Source organism: Bacillus sp. 105MF (assembly GCF_000374885.1).
In the GTDB taxonomy this organism is placed as follows: domain Bacteria; phylum Bacillota; class Bacilli; order Bacillales; family Bacillaceae_G; genus Bacillus_A; species Bacillus_A pseudomycoides.
Window position 1 is genome coordinate 45,773 of sequence record NZ_KB895568.1, and the last position, 16,282, is coordinate 62,054.

General features: G+C 34.0%; 16 protein-coding genes and 3 pseudogenes. 14 read left to right on the forward strand and 5 right to left on the reverse strand.

The window, feature by feature from the left end:
- Positions 1-21: 21 nt before the first annotated feature.
- The 4 genes from C564_RS0107080 to C564_RS0107095 all read left to right on the forward strand — a co-directional run bounded on the left by C564_RS0107080 (position 22) and on the right by C564_RS0107095 (position 3,976).
- On the forward strand, positions 22-1,053 hold the full coding sequence (locus C564_RS0107080) for an acyltransferase (protein WP_018764837.1): 1,032 nt from the start codon (positions 22-24) through the stop codon (positions 1,051-1,053).
- A 213-nt stretch (positions 1,054-1,266) separates the two neighbouring features.
- A complete protein-coding gene (locus C564_RS0107085) occupies positions 1,267-2,712 on the forward strand; it encodes a DEAD/DEAH box helicase (RefSeq protein WP_018764838.1) in 1,446 nt (481 codons plus the stop codon).
- A gap of 108 nt (positions 2,713-2,820) precedes the next feature.
- The gene (locus C564_RS0107090; RefSeq protein ID WP_018764839.1) at positions 2,821-3,372 is read left to right on the forward strand and encodes a sigma-70 family RNA polymerase sigma factor; all 552 of its coding nucleotides are present in this window, start codon (positions 2,821-2,823) and stop codon (positions 3,370-3,372) included.
- Complete coding sequence (locus tag C564_RS0107095; RefSeq protein ID WP_018764840.1) at positions 3,362-3,976, forward strand: hypothetical protein; 615 nt, start codon at positions 3,362-3,364, stop codon at positions 3,974-3,976. The genes C564_RS0107090 and C564_RS0107095 overlap by 11 nt, the downstream gene beginning before the upstream one ends.
- A gap of 44 nt (positions 3,977-4,020) precedes the next feature.
- Here the strand turns inward: C564_RS0107095 and C564_RS0107100 are convergent, their stop codons facing one another.
- Positions 4,021-4,704: a sensor histidine kinase gene (locus tag C564_RS0107100; RefSeq protein ID WP_018764841.1), complete on the reverse strand. Its 684-nt coding sequence runs from the start codon at positions 4,702-4,704 to the stop codon at positions 4,021-4,023.
- Positions 4,705-4,844: 140 nt separating this feature from the next.
- A complete protein-coding gene (locus tag C564_RS0107105; protein WP_003202465.1) occupies positions 4,845-5,405 on the reverse strand; it encodes a DUF1836 domain-containing protein in 561 nt (186 codons plus the stop codon).
- Between the two features lie 154 nt (positions 5,406-5,559).
- Between C564_RS0107105 and trhA the strand changes: the two genes are divergently transcribed.
- Positions 5,560-6,207 carry a PAQR family membrane homeostasis protein TrhA gene (gene trhA, locus C564_RS0107110; protein WP_018764842.1) on the forward strand — a complete coding sequence of 216 codons (648 nt, stop codon included), beginning with the start codon at positions 5,560-5,562 and terminating at the stop codon, positions 6,205-6,207.
- Positions 6,208-6,381: 174 nt separating this feature from the next.
- Here the strand turns inward: trhA and C564_RS0107115 are convergent, their stop codons facing one another.
- Positions 6,382-6,795 (reverse strand): hypothetical protein, encoded by a 414-nt coding sequence (locus tag C564_RS0107115; protein ID WP_018764843.1) that lies wholly within the window; start codon positions 6,793-6,795, stop codon positions 6,382-6,384.
- A 478-nt stretch (positions 6,796-7,273) separates the two neighbouring features.
- Here C564_RS0107115 and C564_RS0107120 point away from each other — a divergent pair, with 478 nt between their 5' ends.
- Complete coding sequence (locus C564_RS0107120; RefSeq protein WP_006096751.1) at positions 7,274-7,864, forward strand: AmiS/UreI family transporter; 591 nt, start codon at positions 7,274-7,276, stop codon at positions 7,862-7,864.
- A gap of 132 nt (positions 7,865-7,996) precedes the next feature.
- Entirely contained in the window at positions 7,997-8,866 is an 870-nt protein-coding gene (locus C564_RS0107125; protein WP_018764845.1) for an NAD-dependent epimerase/dehydratase family protein, read from the forward strand.
- 94 nt (positions 8,867-8,960) lie between these two features.
- Here the strand turns inward: C564_RS0107125 and sodA are convergent.
- A pseudogene (sodA, locus tag C564_RS34470) lies at positions 8,961-9,146 on the reverse strand (superoxide dismutase [Mn]); the annotation flags it as partial.
- Between the two features lie 71 nt (positions 9,147-9,217).
- On the opposite strand from sodA, the gene C564_RS0107130 reads away from it, so the two are divergent.
- On the forward strand, positions 9,218-10,288 hold the full coding sequence (locus tag C564_RS0107130; RefSeq protein ID WP_018764846.1) for a nitric oxide synthase oxygenase: 1,071 nt from the start codon (positions 9,218-9,220) through the stop codon (positions 10,286-10,288).
- Positions 10,289-10,334: 46 nt separating this feature from the next.
- Here C564_RS0107130 and C564_RS0107135 read toward each other — a convergent pair.
- Positions 10,335-10,484, reverse strand: a pseudogene (locus tag C564_RS0107135) (MFS transporter); the annotation flags it as partial.
- 80 nt (positions 10,485-10,564) lie between these two features.
- Here C564_RS0107135 and C564_RS0107140 point away from each other — a divergent pair.
- The 6 genes and pseudogenes from C564_RS0107140 to msrA all read left to right on the forward strand — a co-directional run.
- Complete coding sequence (locus C564_RS0107140) at positions 10,565-12,337, forward strand: sensor histidine kinase (protein ID WP_018764848.1); 1,773 nt, start codon at positions 10,565-10,567, stop codon at positions 12,335-12,337.
- Positions 12,315-13,055 carry a LytR/AlgR family response regulator transcription factor gene (locus C564_RS0107145; protein ID WP_018764849.1) on the forward strand — a complete coding sequence of 247 codons (741 nt, stop codon included), beginning with the start codon at positions 12,315-12,317 and terminating at the stop codon, positions 13,053-13,055. Before C564_RS0107140 ends, C564_RS0107145 begins: the two co-directional genes overlap by 23 nt.
- Before the next feature lie 132 nt (positions 13,056-13,187).
- Entirely contained in the window at positions 13,188-13,619 is a 432-nt protein-coding gene (gene lrgA, locus C564_RS0107150) for an antiholin-like murein hydrolase modulator LrgA (RefSeq protein WP_016112789.1), read from the forward strand.
- Between the two features lie 35 nt (positions 13,620-13,654).
- Positions 13,655-14,347 (forward strand): antiholin-like protein LrgB, encoded by a 693-nt coding sequence (gene lrgB / locus C564_RS0107155; RefSeq protein ID WP_003202485.1) that lies wholly within the window; start codon positions 13,655-13,657, stop codon positions 14,345-14,347.
- Positions 14,348-14,682: 335 nt separating this feature from the next.
- Positions 14,683-15,717 carry an AI-2E family transporter gene (locus tag C564_RS0107160; protein ID WP_003202488.1) on the forward strand — a complete coding sequence of 345 codons (1,035 nt, stop codon included), beginning with the start codon at positions 14,683-14,685 and terminating at the stop codon, positions 15,715-15,717.
- A 96-nt stretch (positions 15,718-15,813) separates the two neighbouring features.
- A pseudogene (msrA, locus tag C564_RS38390) lies at positions 15,814-16,281 on the forward strand (peptide-methionine (S)-S-oxide reductase MsrA); the annotation flags it as partial.
- Between the last annotated feature and the right edge of the window lies 1 nt (position 16,282).

The following is a 16,282-nucleotide window of genomic DNA, read 5'->3' on the forward strand; positions in this document are numbered from 1 at the left end:
AAGGTAATGGAGGTTATAAATGTGAATCGTTTGGTTTATATGGATTGGTTACGAGTATTAGCAACAATTGCAGTTGTTACAATTCACGTTGCTGCTGGTTCCGTATCCACTTTGGATCCAAATAAGCTTTCCAATTGGATGGCTGGTAACTTTTACGAATCGTTATCACGTGCTAGCGTTCCTATTTTCGTTATGATTAGCGGTGCTTTATTATTACGAGGGAACAAGGAAAGTTCAATTTTCGAATTCTTACAGAAACGAGCAAGTAAGGTAATTATTCCATTTGTAGGTTGGAGTTCCTTATTTTATCTGTATGGTGCTTATATGGGGTATTTCCCTGCTTCTTTAAAACAAGGGATAAAGTACTTCTTAACAAATCAAATTGGTGGTCACTTATGGTTCCTATATATGATTGTGGGAATTTATTTAATCGCACCGTTATTAAAGGTATTTGTTAAAAACGCTAAAAAAAGTTATATACAATATTTTTTAATTTTATGGTTGTATGCGTCAGTTATTTTAAATTTGATGCAGTACTATTACCCTATTAATTTCAATATAGAGCTATATTTTGTCACAAATTATGTGGGTTATTTTCTACTTGGTTATTATTTATCTCATTACGAAATTACGAAGAAATGGAGAAATATCTCTTATATTGGAGGCTGTTTAGGGTTTATTGGTACATTCTTCATTACTTATTACTATACAGTACAAGCAAATGGACAGTTGGACCAGTTTTGGTATGGATATTTTGCGCCAAATGTTTTACTTATGGCAATTGGATTATTTGTATTCTTCCGATATGCTTTTCAAAATTCAGAAGGAAAGCTGCCATTTCTGTTACGTGGTATAAATCAAGCAAGTCTTGGGATTTATATTCTTCACTTTTTCCTATTAAATAATTTTTTATATAAAGTTTTCCCTAAAGTAAATGAACATGCACATGCAATATTAGCAATACCTATTAATGTAATGATTACGATTGGTCTTAGTATGTTAATAACGTTAGTATTACAACGAATTCCAGTGGTGAAAAAACTAGTTCCGTAATGATATCTCCTTTGTAAGCTTTATATGAGTATCGTTGCTAAATTAGCAGGCTTAATAGTAAGTCTGCTTTTTGTTTTTTTATCAAATGATGAACATAGACTTCGATTCGGGCAATGATTTCAATATAATGAAATGTAGGCAATGGCGCATAGGATTTATATTATGGATAAATATATAAATAAATTAAAATACATAACAAAATGAGGTTAGTATATGAGCGAAAAAAGTTTTAAAGAGTATGCATTGAGTAAGGAAATTGTAAGGGCACTTACTAGTTTAAAATATGAACAGCCAACAGAAGTACAAGGAAAAGTAATTCCAGTTGCACTAGAAAAGAAAGATCTTGTCGTGAAATCACAAACGGGAAGTGGGAAAACGGCTTCCTTTGGTATCCCGCTTTGCGAAATGGTCGAATGGGAAGAAAATAAGCCACAAGCCTTAATTCTTACGCCAACGAGGGAACTTGCTGTGCAGGTAAAAGAAGATATTACGAATATAGGAAGATTTAAACGGATTAAAGCGACTGCCGTTTACGGAAAATCACCATTTGCACGACAAAAATTAGAATTAAAGCAAAAGACACATATTGTAGTTGGAACCCCTGGGCGTGTGTTAGATCATATTGAAAAAGGAACTTTTTCTTTAGAGCGTCTGAAATATTTGGTGATTGATGAGGCAGATGAAATGTTAAATATGGGATTCATCGATCAAGTAGAAGCAATTATTGATGAATTACCTACAGATCGAATGACAATGCTATTTTCTGCGACACTACCAGAAGACGTTGAAAATTTATCTCATACATATATGAAATCACCGACCCATATCGAGATTAAAGCTTCTGGGATTACGACAGATAAAATTGAACATATCCTGTTAGAAGTGAGAGAAGAAGAGAAATTTTCACTTCTTCAAGATATAACAACTCTTGAAAATCCAGATAGCTGTATCATCTTCTGTCGCACACAAGAAAATGTAGACCATGTGTTCAGACAGTTAAAACGTTCTGGCTATCCTTGTGATAAAATTCATGGTGGTATGATACAAGAAGATCGTTTTGCAGTAATGAATGACTTTAAAAGAGGAAAATTTCGTTATTTAGTCGCTACAGATGTAGCAGCGCGAGGAATTGATATTGAAAATATTACCCATGTCATTAACTATGACATTCCATTAGAAAAAGAAAGTTATGTACACCGGACAGGAAGAACAGGGCGCGCTGGTAATAGCGGAAAAGCGATTACATTCGTAACGCCGTATGAAGAGAGATTCTTGGTAGAAATTGAAGAGTATATCGGTTTTGAAATTCAAAAAATAGAAGCTCCATCAAAAGAGGAGCTTGCAAAGGGAAAGGTAGCCTTTGAAGATAAAATAAATGCGAAACCAATTATGAAAAAAGAGAAAAGTGCAGGGTTAAATAAAGATATTATGAAGCTGTACTTTAACGGTGGGAAGAAAAAGAAGATTCGAGCGGTAGATTTCGTTGGTACAATTGCTAAAATCCCAGGTGTCACAGCGGATGATATAGGAATTATTACGATACAAGATAATGTTTCTTATGTTGATATATTAAACGGAAAAGGCCCGCTTGTTTTAAAAGTAATGAAAAACACAACGATAAAAGGTAAGCAGTTAAAGGTTCACGAGGCTATTAAGTAAAAGTAACTACCCACTCTCACAGGTGGGTAGTTTTTTTTATAAAAAATAAGGAAATTATGTAAGGATAAACTTGTTGTATTCGTATATATAAGTGAAGGGGGAGAAGATATGAATGATAGGGAATTAGTAGATGAAATAAAAAAACAAAATACGGAAGCATTGGATCAATTGATTCTTCAATATAGTAAATTGATTTATGGAGTAATCGGAAGTGTACTTGGAGAGAACCATGAAAGAGCAGAAATTGAAGAGTGCTATAACGATGTTCTTCTCATACTTTGGTATAAAATAGACAGTTTTCAAATAGAAAAAGGACAACTTAAAAACTGGATTATTTCTATTGCGAAGTTTAAGGCACTAGATTATAAAAGAAGGTTGAAGAGAAAAAGAATTGAACAAACAATAGAACAACTTATTTTACAAGATGATGAAGATGTAGAAAAAGGATTGCTCAAAGAAGAGGAAAAAGAATTCGTTTTGAAAGCAGTTCGTCAGTTAGATGGTGTAGATCATAGTATCTTTTATCGAAGGTATATTGTGGATGAAAGCATAGAGGATATTTCAAGGAGACTACATATGAGTACCGGTTCAGTTTATACCAGATTATCAAGGGGAAAGGAGAAATTAAAAAGGATAATGGAGGGATATTATGAATTGTGAAAGCTATAATATAGATCAAATTGTTTTCGAGCAGTGGGATGAACAAGAAATATCTCGATTTGAAGCAATAGGGGAGCGCCTTGTTGGAAGCTTGGAGAAGAAGAAAAAAGATATCAGAAAACGAATTGCTAGAGAAAATTTTCAGGAGATAGAAGTAAAGGCAAATAATGAGTTAAAAGAAAATGAATTTATTGAATTACAATTCCAAGCAAGAGCTACAGGTGGCTACTATTTGGGTGCAATTATGTGTTCAGCAGACTATGCCGTAATGCCATTAGCGCTTATGGATGTAGGAAATCGATTTGTGGTTTTTGGAACAAGACATAAAGTTATGATTTATGAAGTAAAGGAACTTTATCAAATTCAAAGAGCATACATTATAGAATACGATGATATTTTTAAATATTATTACAAAATAAAAAAGAACGATACGATATTATGTTTTAAAGCTAAGAAAGATAAGTATGGGCAGCTAAGAGAATGCTCAAACTGGATGTTATATGGGTATTTGCAAGGGAGAATTAACATGATTATTAATAGTTCAGATAGAGATATCATAGCTAAGTATCTTGATAGAGAGATTAATTCGAAAAGAGGTCATTAAAAAGGAAAAAGTACATTCTTTTGGTGTAAGATGTACTTTTTTGATCAATAGGGATATGAAAAAGTTATTTGGTATTTATTTTGAATTTTCCATTCGCATATCATATGAAGTTGCCCATCTTTTAATTTTGCTTGAAGTGAACCACCCATTTTCAGCATAAGTGTTTTTGCAATAGCTAATCCAAGCCCTGTTCCTTTACCGGATCGATGATGATTAGTTGTATAAAAGCGGTCAAACAGGAAAGGAATGTCCTTTTCACTTACATTTTTAGCATCGTTACTAATGATAAATAGTATAGATGCTTTTTGCTTTTGTAGAGTAATGGATATATTACCACTTGCATGATTAAGGGTGTTATGGATTAGATTTTCCATGACACGCTTAACGGCAGATTCATCAGCAATGATTTGAATGTCTTCGTTTTGTATATGAATACTTGGTTCCATTTTCTTTTCACTAAATTGATCATAAAAAATGACTAAGGTTTCCCATGCTAAGTGATTTATTTTTACCATATGAAGGTTTAATTGATAATCAACAGAATCAATAACGGACAGTTCAAAGAAGTCATTTACTAAGGTTTGTAAACGTGGTGATTTATTTTTAATAATCTTCAAATAGTGTTCTTTTTTATATGTTGTTAGTTCACTTGAATCTAATAACTGAATATATCCTATGATAGAGCATACTGGAGTGAACACCAATAGATTTAGCAATTGTTTTTCCACCTTCAGTCCCCTCTAAATATCGTCTCACCGCTCGTATTTTTTCTTTCGAAGAAAATTTAGCCATAAAAAGTGCACCTCCAATTGTTAGACTGTGTCTAACAATTGGGGTGCACTTCAGAAGTAGGTGGCTTTATTCATGGTTAAGATTCTTTCAAATCGTCAACTAATTTTTCTGCTAAACGTCTATACATATTGCTCATTGTTACAAATGAAGTTAGCAATAAGAGTTTTTCTAATTCTTTATCCTCAAATGAAGCAGCAGCTTTTACCTCAGCCACCCGATTATCTACATCCCTTTTAAAGTTCTCAACATTTGTTTCTGTAAGTTCAAGATAATCTTTGTAGAGGGTGTCCAGTTCGAAAGTATCCTCGTTTATGAGTCTTTCATTGAGAGTCGCTAAAGAACTTTTAATATCATTAATCGAGAGGGCACCCTTTAATTGATAAATTAAACTAATTAAAATCATATGCTCTTTTGAGTATTTTTTATTTTTTATGGGGATGAATAATTTTCCCTTTGCATAGTTATTGATCATCGTTTTTGTAAGTACTTTTTCATCTTCTGTTCTTGTTGTATCACCGTAGTTATTTTCAAATAGTTGAACAACTTGATCTACATATAAATCCACATTAGGGATATCTTCAAGCCTAATGTTTTTTTCTAAATGTAATGTTTCGAGTAAGTTCTTTATGTTTTCCATATAAACCCTCACCTTTGTAGGAATAATGTACACTTTATCTTTAAATATGGTATTACGAAACAAATAAATTGTAAATGTTGACCTCTATAGGGATTGTGTATATAATTACATGTAGTTATAAAAACTACATGTAATTATATAAGGGGTTGTTAATGTGAATACTTATGTGAGAGAACCGGTTAATGCGTTTACCCATCTAGGAGGCGCCATTTTATCATTTATTGCTTTGCTAGCTATGCTTGTGAAAGTTTCTGTGAAAATGCCATCTATTTCTACAATTTCAGCGGTTATTCTATTTGGAGTAGGGATGATGATTCTTTATGCAGCTTCGGCTGTGTATCACAGTGTTGTAGCAAGCGAACGTGTTATTTATTTCTTTAGAAAACTGGATCATTCTATGATTTTCATTTTAATTGCAGGTACATATGCACCTTTTTGCTTAATTACATTACAGGCTGCAAATGGTTTACTATTATTTGTGCTAGTTTATGCTACAGCTATATGTGGTATTGTTTTTAAAATGTTTTGGTTTAACTGTCCGAGATGGTTATCAACAGCAATCTACCTTATGATGGGATGGTTAATTGTTTTATTCTTTGCACCGCTATCAGAAAATCTAAGCATAGAGGGTATTTTGTTTTTAGTACTTGGTGGTGTTTTTTATACGATTGGTGGATTTATTTACGGAGCAAAACCAAAATGGCTAGAATTTAAATATATGGGGCATCATGAAGTTTTCCATATTTTTGTGTTGTTAGGTAGTCTGGCCCACTTTGTATGTGTATATTGTTATGTGATTTAATAAGTTCTATGTAAGGGTTACATATCACGAGGTATGTGGCCTTTTTAATGGGAATAATTTAAAGTGAAAATTTAATCTCACTATATTATAGATAGGAAGAGTGAGGGGGACGGCAAAATTAGAATCAACCTAAGATAGAGCGATTCTAATTTTGCCCAATTACGTGCATGTTCATTAAAGGATTTGATTAGGAATATATCCTTGATGAACTCGAACAAGTTGTTTATGATATACTTTATTACCTTCTTGTCCTGTAGATGAAGATGAGCTACGTCCGAAGCAATTTGTAATAATATTGGAATGATCGAAGTGAGTGATACGAATTTCATAAAGACTAATTTTGTCATCTAAGTTCGCATACAGAACTACTAATTTTTCACTATCAAGATAGTAGGGGAAATTTGCTTCTTCCTTTTCTCCAACTAGGATTGGTAGTTGTATAGGATTAGAATGGTTGGACCAATCCCATATCTCTACATTAATATAACGTGCATAATTTCTATCTAAGTTTACAATGTTTGCTACGACAGAAGCTGTTTGTGGTTCACGTGTTAATACACCTGTGGAGTGAACGACTTGTTTAGGCATATAATCTCACCTTTCATAAAACATAAATTTTAATTTACGATATTTTATGATAGAAGTGCTAGTTTGGTATATGGAAAATGCTTGCTTCTACTTGTTTCTAAAAGAAATGGGTAGGGAATAATATAGATTTTGAATTTTATTCCAGAATTTTCGGCGTTTATTTTTAGATATAATGCTGTTATGATGATGTTATCGTTTTCAGATTGTGTTATATGAGATTGACTTTATCTACTGTTGGAAAGAAATATACTATTTTGAAAACGCTTTAATGATATGGTACAGTGATTGCATTCTTTGGATTTCTTTTTGTTTTGAGGTAGGAAGTCTGACTTATTTTGAATAAAAAGTGCTAGTACGCATGAAATAATAATTGTTTCTTGTGTATGCAATTTGAAATGGGTAGGACAATATCACTAGTATAATTTTATGTTACGAGGAGGTTAAGGTGTGAAAAAATATGATTTTCACACGAACATATATGGGTTACGTTGGGTTATTGCTTTCAGGCGCAGCTTTGTTTTTAAACAGTCTTGTCATATTAGGAAAAGCAGAGGAAAAAAGCGCAGGTGTTTTTAATTTATTTGTAGGGGTGCTGCAAATTGTCATTCCGTTTTACCTTATTATGATTTCTGATCAAAGTAATTGGACTGTATATTCATATGCAGCCACTTTTTTATTTGGTTTAACGTATTTGTATGTGGGTATCACCTTTATTACGGGAGTGAGTGGCAATGGGCTAGGATGGTTTTGCCTCTGGGTGGCTCTTGTTGCACTATTTTATATGGTTGTGTCATTCGTTCAATTCCAAGATATTGTTAATGCACTGACTTGGTTTATGTGGGCGCTTCTTTGGTATTTATTCTTTGTGTTAAATGTACAAAAAAAGAATATAAACCAATACCTTGGTAGGATCGCATTTGTACAATCATGGGTAACGCTCACGTTGCCATCGCTTCTTTATTTTATGGGGATATGGGGAACACCAGTAGTTTATCAGGCATGGATTTATGTATCGGTAGTTTCTATTTTATATTTCTGTTATTGCATTTTAAAATATCGAGTACGTTAATAGTAGTAAGATGAGGGAAAGAGAATCTGGCTGGATTCTCTTTTTTATGTGGAAATAAATTCAAGTATAATGAAGTTACAAATACTTATTCAGTCATCATAGAACATTAAAGTAACTAAGGGAATGATACATATGACGAAAATATTAGTGTTAGGCGGAACAAGATTTTTCGGAAAACGATTAGTTGAAAGCCTCCTGCAAGCTGGGCACGATGTAACAATTGCAACGCGGGGACTTAAGACAGACTCGTTTGGTAGTGCTGTTAAAAGAGTCGTTGTAGATCGAGAAGATGAAGGGATGCTAAAGGAAATGTTAGCGGGTGCAAGTTATGACGTTGTGTATGATAACCTATGCTATAGTCCGAATGCAGCGAAGATTATATGCAAAGTACTTCATAGTAAGGTGAAGAAATATATTGTTACATCCTCAATGGCTGTATATGAGTCGGCACTATCTTTAAAAGAAGATGATTTCAATCTGTATCAGTATCCAATTGTTTATGGAGATAGGCAAGGTTTTTCTTATAGTGAAGGAAAAAGATTAGCAGAGGCCGTTTTGTTTAAACATGCAACATTTCCTGTAATTGCAGTGCGCTTTCCAGTTGTTATTGGTGAAAATGATTATACAAAGCGATTGCAGTTTTATGTTGAAAATATCGTGAAGAGAAAGCCTTTTGTAGTAGAAGATATAGAAGGCAAAATGTCTTTTATCCATGAAAAAGAAGCAGGTGGTTTTCTAGCATATCTTAGTACGATGAATATAGATGGTCCAATTAATGCATGTAGTAATGGTGTGATTTCTATGCGAGAAATTATTGATTTTATAGAAGAAAATACAGGCATAAAAGCTTGTATTGAAGCGGAAGGAAAAAATATAGCTCCGTATAATGGCATGACAAGTTGTACGATGAATAATACAAGAGCGAAAGAGTTAGGATTTCAGTTTAGAAAGTTAGAAACTGATGTGAATCATATATTGAAACACTATATTGAAGTAATATAATGATTATTCATAAATCCCCGGGTGGCAATGCGGGGGATTTTGGAGGATTTCAACGATACTAGTTTACATTATCAAATTTACCTTATACGCATGATTAATATTCTTGTGATTTAATCGCTTGTAAATATTTTACATTTACTTGATCCCAGTTAACAGTATGCCACTAATTTGTAATAAATTCTGGACGGTGGTTTTGATACTGCAAATAATAAGCATGTTCCCATACATCAATTACGAGCAATGGGATTTTTCCTTCTTGCAAGGGTGTATCTTGATTTGGTTTGTTACTACACTCTTTTTTGCTTATACTGTAAAGTAATAGTGTCTTGTTAAAGTAGAAGGAGATTGTTTATGGATAAAATGAAAGAATTAATAGATGAAGCAAGGAAGTTTATTACAATTTGTTATCAAGAGCTTGCTAGAGAGCAGCAAATAGAAGAGCGTCTCAGCCAAATTGTGTTGGAAATAGAGCGGACAGGAACATATGAACACACCTTTGAGGAACTTGTTCATGGTGCACGTATGGCTTGGAGAAATAGTAACCGATGTATTGGAAGATTATTTTGGAATAAAATGCATATATTAGATGCTCGTGAAGTGAATGATGAGGAAGGGGTATATAATGCACTTATTCATCATATTCGATATGCAACGAATAACGGAAAAATTAAACCGACAATTACAATTTTTAAGCAGTATAACGGTGAACAAAATAACATTCGAATTTATAACCATCAGTTGATTCGTTATGCGGGATTTGAAACAGAAATGGAAGTGATAGGTGATTCTCATTCGATTCCATTTACAGCGTTTTGTCAGAAACTTGGCTGGCCTGGAGAAGGTACGCATTTTGATGTATTGCCACTCGTATTTTCTGTTGATGGACGAGAACCTGTATATAGGGAAATTCCGAAAGAAGAGGTAAAAGAGGTTGAGATTGAGCACCCAGAATATCCATTTGTATCCTTAGGTGCAAAATGGTATGGGGTACCAATGATTTCAGATATGCGTCTAGAGATTGGTGGCATTTCTTATACAGCTGCTCCTTTTAATGGTTGGTATATGGAAACAGAAATTGGGGCTCGTAATTTGGCAGATCATGATCGTTATAATTTACTTCCAGCTGTTGCAGAAATAATGAATTTGGATACTTCGAGAAACAGTACATTATGGAAAGATAAGGCGTTAGTTGAATTAAATGTAGCTGTTTTGCATTCTTTCAAAAAGCAAGGAGTAAGTATTGTAGATCATCATACAGCAGCACAGCAGTTTGGACAATTTGAAAAGCAAGAGGCGGCTTGTGGCCGTGTCGTGACGGGAAATTGGGTATGGCTCATTCCACCATTATCGCCAGCTACTACCCACATCTATCATAAACCTTATCCGAATGATATTCTGACTCCAAATTTCTTTCATAAATAAAAACAAAAGCATTGAAATGTAGAATTTCAATGCTTTTTGATTAAGTTTAATCTAGTACTTTTCCTTTCGTTTCCGGTACACACACTAGCATTGTAATTAATCCAATTGGATAGATAATGAAAATAAGTGATAGAGCTCCGAATAAATTACCACCTGTAGCAAGTAAACCGATAATAACAGGGCCAAATTCTGCGAGATACATATCATTCTTCTTGACGATACCTTCACTATTTTTCGATAATAAAACTAATTAAACAAATAAAGGATGAATCACAGATGCTAGATTTAGTGCTTATGATGATTGAACGAGTTGGATTAATTGTTATATTAGGTTTTTTACTTTCGCATATTAAAACATTTAGGCGCCTTCTTCATAAACAAGATGGATATAAAGATAAGCTCATGCTTATTTGTATTTTTTCGTTATTTACAATTATAAGCAATTACACAGGAATTGAAATTGCAGGGAATACCATTATGAATGAAAATTGGCTGCAAGGTGTCTCTTCATCGAGTACGATTGCCAATACACGTATTATGGGAGTTGGAATTAGTGGTTTACTAGGTGGACCGATTGTCGGGATTGGCGTTGGATTTATTGCTGGCATTCATCGTTATATGCTTGGGGGAACAACAGCCCTTAGTTGTGCGATTTCATCTATTTTAGCAGGAATTATTACCGGTTATATTGGCCGTGTTTTTCAAAAGCATAACCGTGTGATTACACCTAAATTCTCAGCTGTTTTAAGTGTTTTTATTGTATCTTTGGAAATGATTATGATCTTATCTATTGTAGAAGATGGATTTGACGTTGTAAAAAAAATCGCAATACCGATGATTCTTGTGAATAGTTTCGGGAGTTTTATTTTATTGTCTATGGTACAAGCTATTTTACGCCAAGAAGAAAATGCCAAGGCTTTACAAACTCATAAAGTACTTCGGATTGCTGATAAGACATTACCTTATTTTCGCCAAGGCTTAACGGAGGAATCTTGTAAGCATGTGGCACAAATTATCCATCGTTTTACAGGGACAGATGCGGTATCTTTAACAGATACAGAAAAAATATTGGCGCACGTTGGATTAGCGTCTGATCACCATATTCCTTCTCATAGTTTAATTACAGGGTTATCAAAAGAAGTATTAAAAACAGGGAAAATAATGAAAGCGAAATCACGAGAGATTATTAATTGTCAACATGAAGAATGTCCTTTGCAGGCAGCAATCGTTATTCCGTTAACTTCGCATGGCAATACAATCGGAACATTAAAGCTTTATTTTAAAAATCCGAACCAATTAAGCCGTGTGGAAGAAGAATTAGCAGAAGGGTTAGCGAAGATTTTCTCAACACAGCTTGAGTTAGGAGAGGCAGAATTACAAAGTAAACTACTTCAAGATGCAGAGATAAAAGCATTACAAGCACAAATTAATCCGCACTTTTTATTCAATGCGATTAATACAGTATCAGCTTTATGCCGTACAGATGTAGAAAAGGCAAGAAAGCTCTTATTGCAACTTAGCGTGTATTTTCGTTGTAATTTACAGGGAGCACGCCAGTTACTTATTCCATTAGAGCAAGAACTGAATCATGTACATGCATATTTATCATTAGAACAAGCAAGGTTCCCAAATAAATATGAGGTGAAAACATATATTGAAGAAGGATTACAGACAATTTTACTCCCACCATTTGTATTGCAATTGTTAGTGGAAAATGCACTTCGTCATGCCTTTCCGAAAAAACAACCAATTTGTCAGGTGGAAATTTATGCACACGCGCAGGGAGATATGGTTCATTTTAAAGTGAAAGATAATGGTCAGGGAATTGAACAAGGGCGCTTAGAGCAATTAGGAAAGGCAGTCGTTCCATCGAAAAAAGGAACAGGAACGGCGCTATATAATATTAATCAACGGTTAATAGGACTGTTTGGGAAAGATACAACACTTCATATCGAGAGTGAATTAGAAAAAGGGACAGAAATTTTATTTATAATTCCGATTCAAAACATAGGGGAGGAAGAAAGTGGTGTTAAAGGTATTAGTAGTTGACGATGAGATGTTAGCACGGGATGAATTGAAATATTTATTGCAGCGTACGAAAGAAGTGGATGTAATTGAAGAAGCTGATTGCGTGGAAGATGCATTAGAAAAGCTAATGGGGAATAAGCCGGATCTTGTCTTTTTAGATATTCAGCTTTCAGATGATAATGGATTTGAGATTGCGAATATATTAAAGAAAATGAAGAACCCACCGTCCATTGTTTTTGCAACAGCTTACGATCAATATGCGCTGCAAGCATTTGAGGTGGATGCATTAGATTATATTTTAAAGCCGTTTGATGAAGAGCGAATTGCACAGACACTGAAAAAATATAAGAAACGAAAGCAAACTGAAACAGAGAAAAACCAAGATGTAAGAGCTAAAGATGTAGCTGCGGAGATGCATAAGCTTGCATTGCCAATAGAAGAATCCATTGTGCTCGTGAATATTGAAGATATTGTTTATGTGGGACTTGTGGACGGGAAAGTAACTGTAAAGACGATTCGGGAAACATACGTAACCCATGATACGCTTGTTATTTTAGAAAAGAAGCTGCCGCAAACGAGCTTTATGCGCGTTCACCGTAGTTTTCTTGCGAATATCAACCATATTTCGGAAATACAGCCCTGGTTTAACTCTACTTATAATTTAATTATGAAAGAGGGATCTAAGGTACCTGTAAGTCGTACATATGCAAAGGAACTTAAAAAGCTGCTTCGTATTTAAGAAGCAGCTTTTACATTTCATCCCGTTATTTTTGTAACTGATTCCGAATATTTGACGTTCCGATATGTAAACGCTTACTTAAGCGTTTACATCATATACAATGAAGGTACCAAATCGAAAGAGGTGGCCAAAATGAGTACAAAAAAAGTATACAGTTTCTTATCACAAGCATTTGTTTTTTCAGCTATCATGTTGGTTTCTCATATTATTGCAACGCACTTACCAATTCCAATGCCTTCATCAGTAATCGGATTAGTCATTTTGTTTAGTCTATTATGTTTAAAGGTTATTAAGTTGGAGCAGGTTGAATCACTTGGAACGGCGTTAACAGGTATTATTGGATTTCTTTTCGTACCATCTGGTATTTCCGTTATTAACTCTCTTGGGGTAATGGGGCAATACTTTGTACAGATCATAACTGTAATTGTTGTCGCAACAATTATTTTACTAGCAGTAACAGGTTTATTTGCACAATTTATTCTAGGTAAAGATGAAAAAGAAACAACTGATACAAAACAATTAGATGTTGTAAATAAAGGACGCAAACACGGAAAAGTTGCGTAATATATCAGACCATATATGGTTAGGAGGTAATGAACATGGCAAGCACAATGACTCCATACTTCGGAATCGTCGTTTCATTAATCGCATACGGGATCGGAACATTCTTATTTAAACATTCAAAAGGATTCTTCTTATTTACACCACTGTTTGTAGCAATGGTACTTGGTATTGTCTTTTTAAAGGTTGGAAATTTTACATTTGAAGAATATAATACTGGCGGTAAAATGATTAGTTTCTTCTTAGAGCCAGCAACAATTGCCTTTGCAATTCCGTTATACAAACAAGTTGATAAGCTAAAAAAATATTGGTGGCAAATTTTATCCGCTATCGTTGTTGGATCTGTTTGTTCGGTGATTGTCGTGTTCATTGTCGCAAAAGCAATTGGTTTAGATACATCTGTAATGAACTCTATGCTACCACAGGCAGCAACAACAGCAATTGCACTACCAATATCTGAAAGTATCGGTGGTATTCCAGCAATTACATCTTTTGCAGTTATCTTTAACGCAGTTATTGTATACGCACTTGGTGCTTTATTCTTAAAAACATTTAAAGTGAAAAATCCAATTGCGAAAGGATTAGCGCTAGGAACTGCGGGACATGCACTTGGCGTTGCGGTTGGGATTGAAATGGGCGAAGTAGAAGCAGCAATGGCAAGTATTGCAGTAACGGTCGTTGGGGTTGTAACGGTAGTTGTTATTCCGATGTTTATGCCATTTATTGGCTAACAGAATATGTTTTGTGAAAAATATAAAAGCAAGCTATTCGTAGGACAGATTTCTACTGATAGCTTGCTTTTTGTGTTACAGTAGTGGTAAGACCTATTTTATATAAAAATAAATGAGATTTTCCTTAAATCTTCATTAATACTTTGGATAATACGTTCTGAAAAGGACTATTGTATTGTAAAATAGAAAGTAGCTAATGTATCTTGTTCTTAAATCTAGCGAAAGCAAAGAAGATAGGTAGGAGAGTCCATAAGCACTCGATTTGTGGGGGAGATAAAGAAAATCCCACTTATTAAAGTCTCACTTTATAGGACAGGAGAGATCACTCGTCGATTATGCAAATGAAAAGCCTGTTTCAAAGCAAAGGATTCCAAAGATTACTTGTACTGCTCTTGTTGGCTCTTATATTATATGGGCTACAAAGTATGTTTAATTTAATTTTAATTACGTTCATTCTTACGTATTTAATGGATCGATTCCAAAAGTTTATTTCTCGAAAACTCGATCATTTTATGCCGATTAATCGAAAAATTATTATATCGTTATTATATGTGATGTTAGTTGGTGGAATCACTGTTACGTTAGTTAAGTATCTGCCAGTACTAACGGTGCAAATCTCACAATTAATCTACCAGTTTAATGTATTCTTTAAAAATCCACCAGATAATGAAATTATAAAGGCAGCAATTAATGCCATTAACCATATGGAGCTTTCCAAATATATTGGGCAAGGTGTGGACATTCTTTATAAATCCATCGCCAATGTTGGGAAATTTGGGCTGCAATTTTTCCTTTCTCTTATTTTAAGTTTATTCTTCTTACTTGAGAAGGCACGTATTGTCGCTTTTACCGCGAAATTTAAAGAGAGCAGACTTGCCGTTTTTTATAATGAAATTGAATATTTCGGAAAGAAATTCGCACGTTCTTTCGGAAAAGTAATTGAAGCGCAGTTTTTAATTGCTATTGTTAATTGCGTTTTATCTGTTATTGCGCTATGGATTTTAGGATTTCCACAATTGCTTGGTTTAGCGTTAATGATCTTTTTACTCGGCTTAATTCCAGTAGCTGGTGTAATCATTTCGCTCGTTCCGCTTTGTATGATTGCTTATAATATTGGTAGCATTACGTATGTAGTTTATATTTTAATAATTGTTGCTGTTATTCATGCACTTGAAAGTTATGTGTTAAATCCAAAATTCATGTCACAAAAAACGAATTTACCGATTTTTTATACATTTATGGTATTAACTTTCTCTGAACACTTTTTAGGTGTGTGGGGGCTTATTATTGGTATACCAATTTTTGTGTTCCTATTAGATGTGTTAGATGTGACGAGCGATGAGATAGAAAAAGATTCTGCTAAAAAATAGAGTAAAAAAAGCATCGGACGCCGGTGCTTTTTCTTTTATAACTTCTAACTTCTTATGCCATACTGTAAGAAGAATTAAATAATTGGGGTGAAATAAATGGCTATAAATGAAAAGGTAGAAATTGCAACGTTTGCAGGAGGGTGTTTCTGGTGTATGGTTTCACCATTTGAAGAGATGGAAGGTATTATACAGGTTATTTCAGGTTATACGGGTGGGTATAAAGAGAACCCGACTTATAAAGAAGTTTGTTCTGAAACAACAGGGCATTATGAAGCGGTACAAATTACATTCGATGCAAATAAAATGCCATATGAAAAATTATTAGACATTTATTGGAGGCAAATTGATCCAACAGATATTGGAGGTCAATTTCATGATCGTGGACAATCTTATGAAACTGTAATTTTTTATCATAGTGAAGAACAACTTGAACAAGCAGAAGCTTCAAAATTGGCACTTGCTGAGAGCGGTTGGTTTTCGAAACCAATTGCTACAAAAATACTCCCTGCTACTACATTTTATCCAGCTGAAGAGTATCATCAAGGATATCATAAGAAAAATGCAT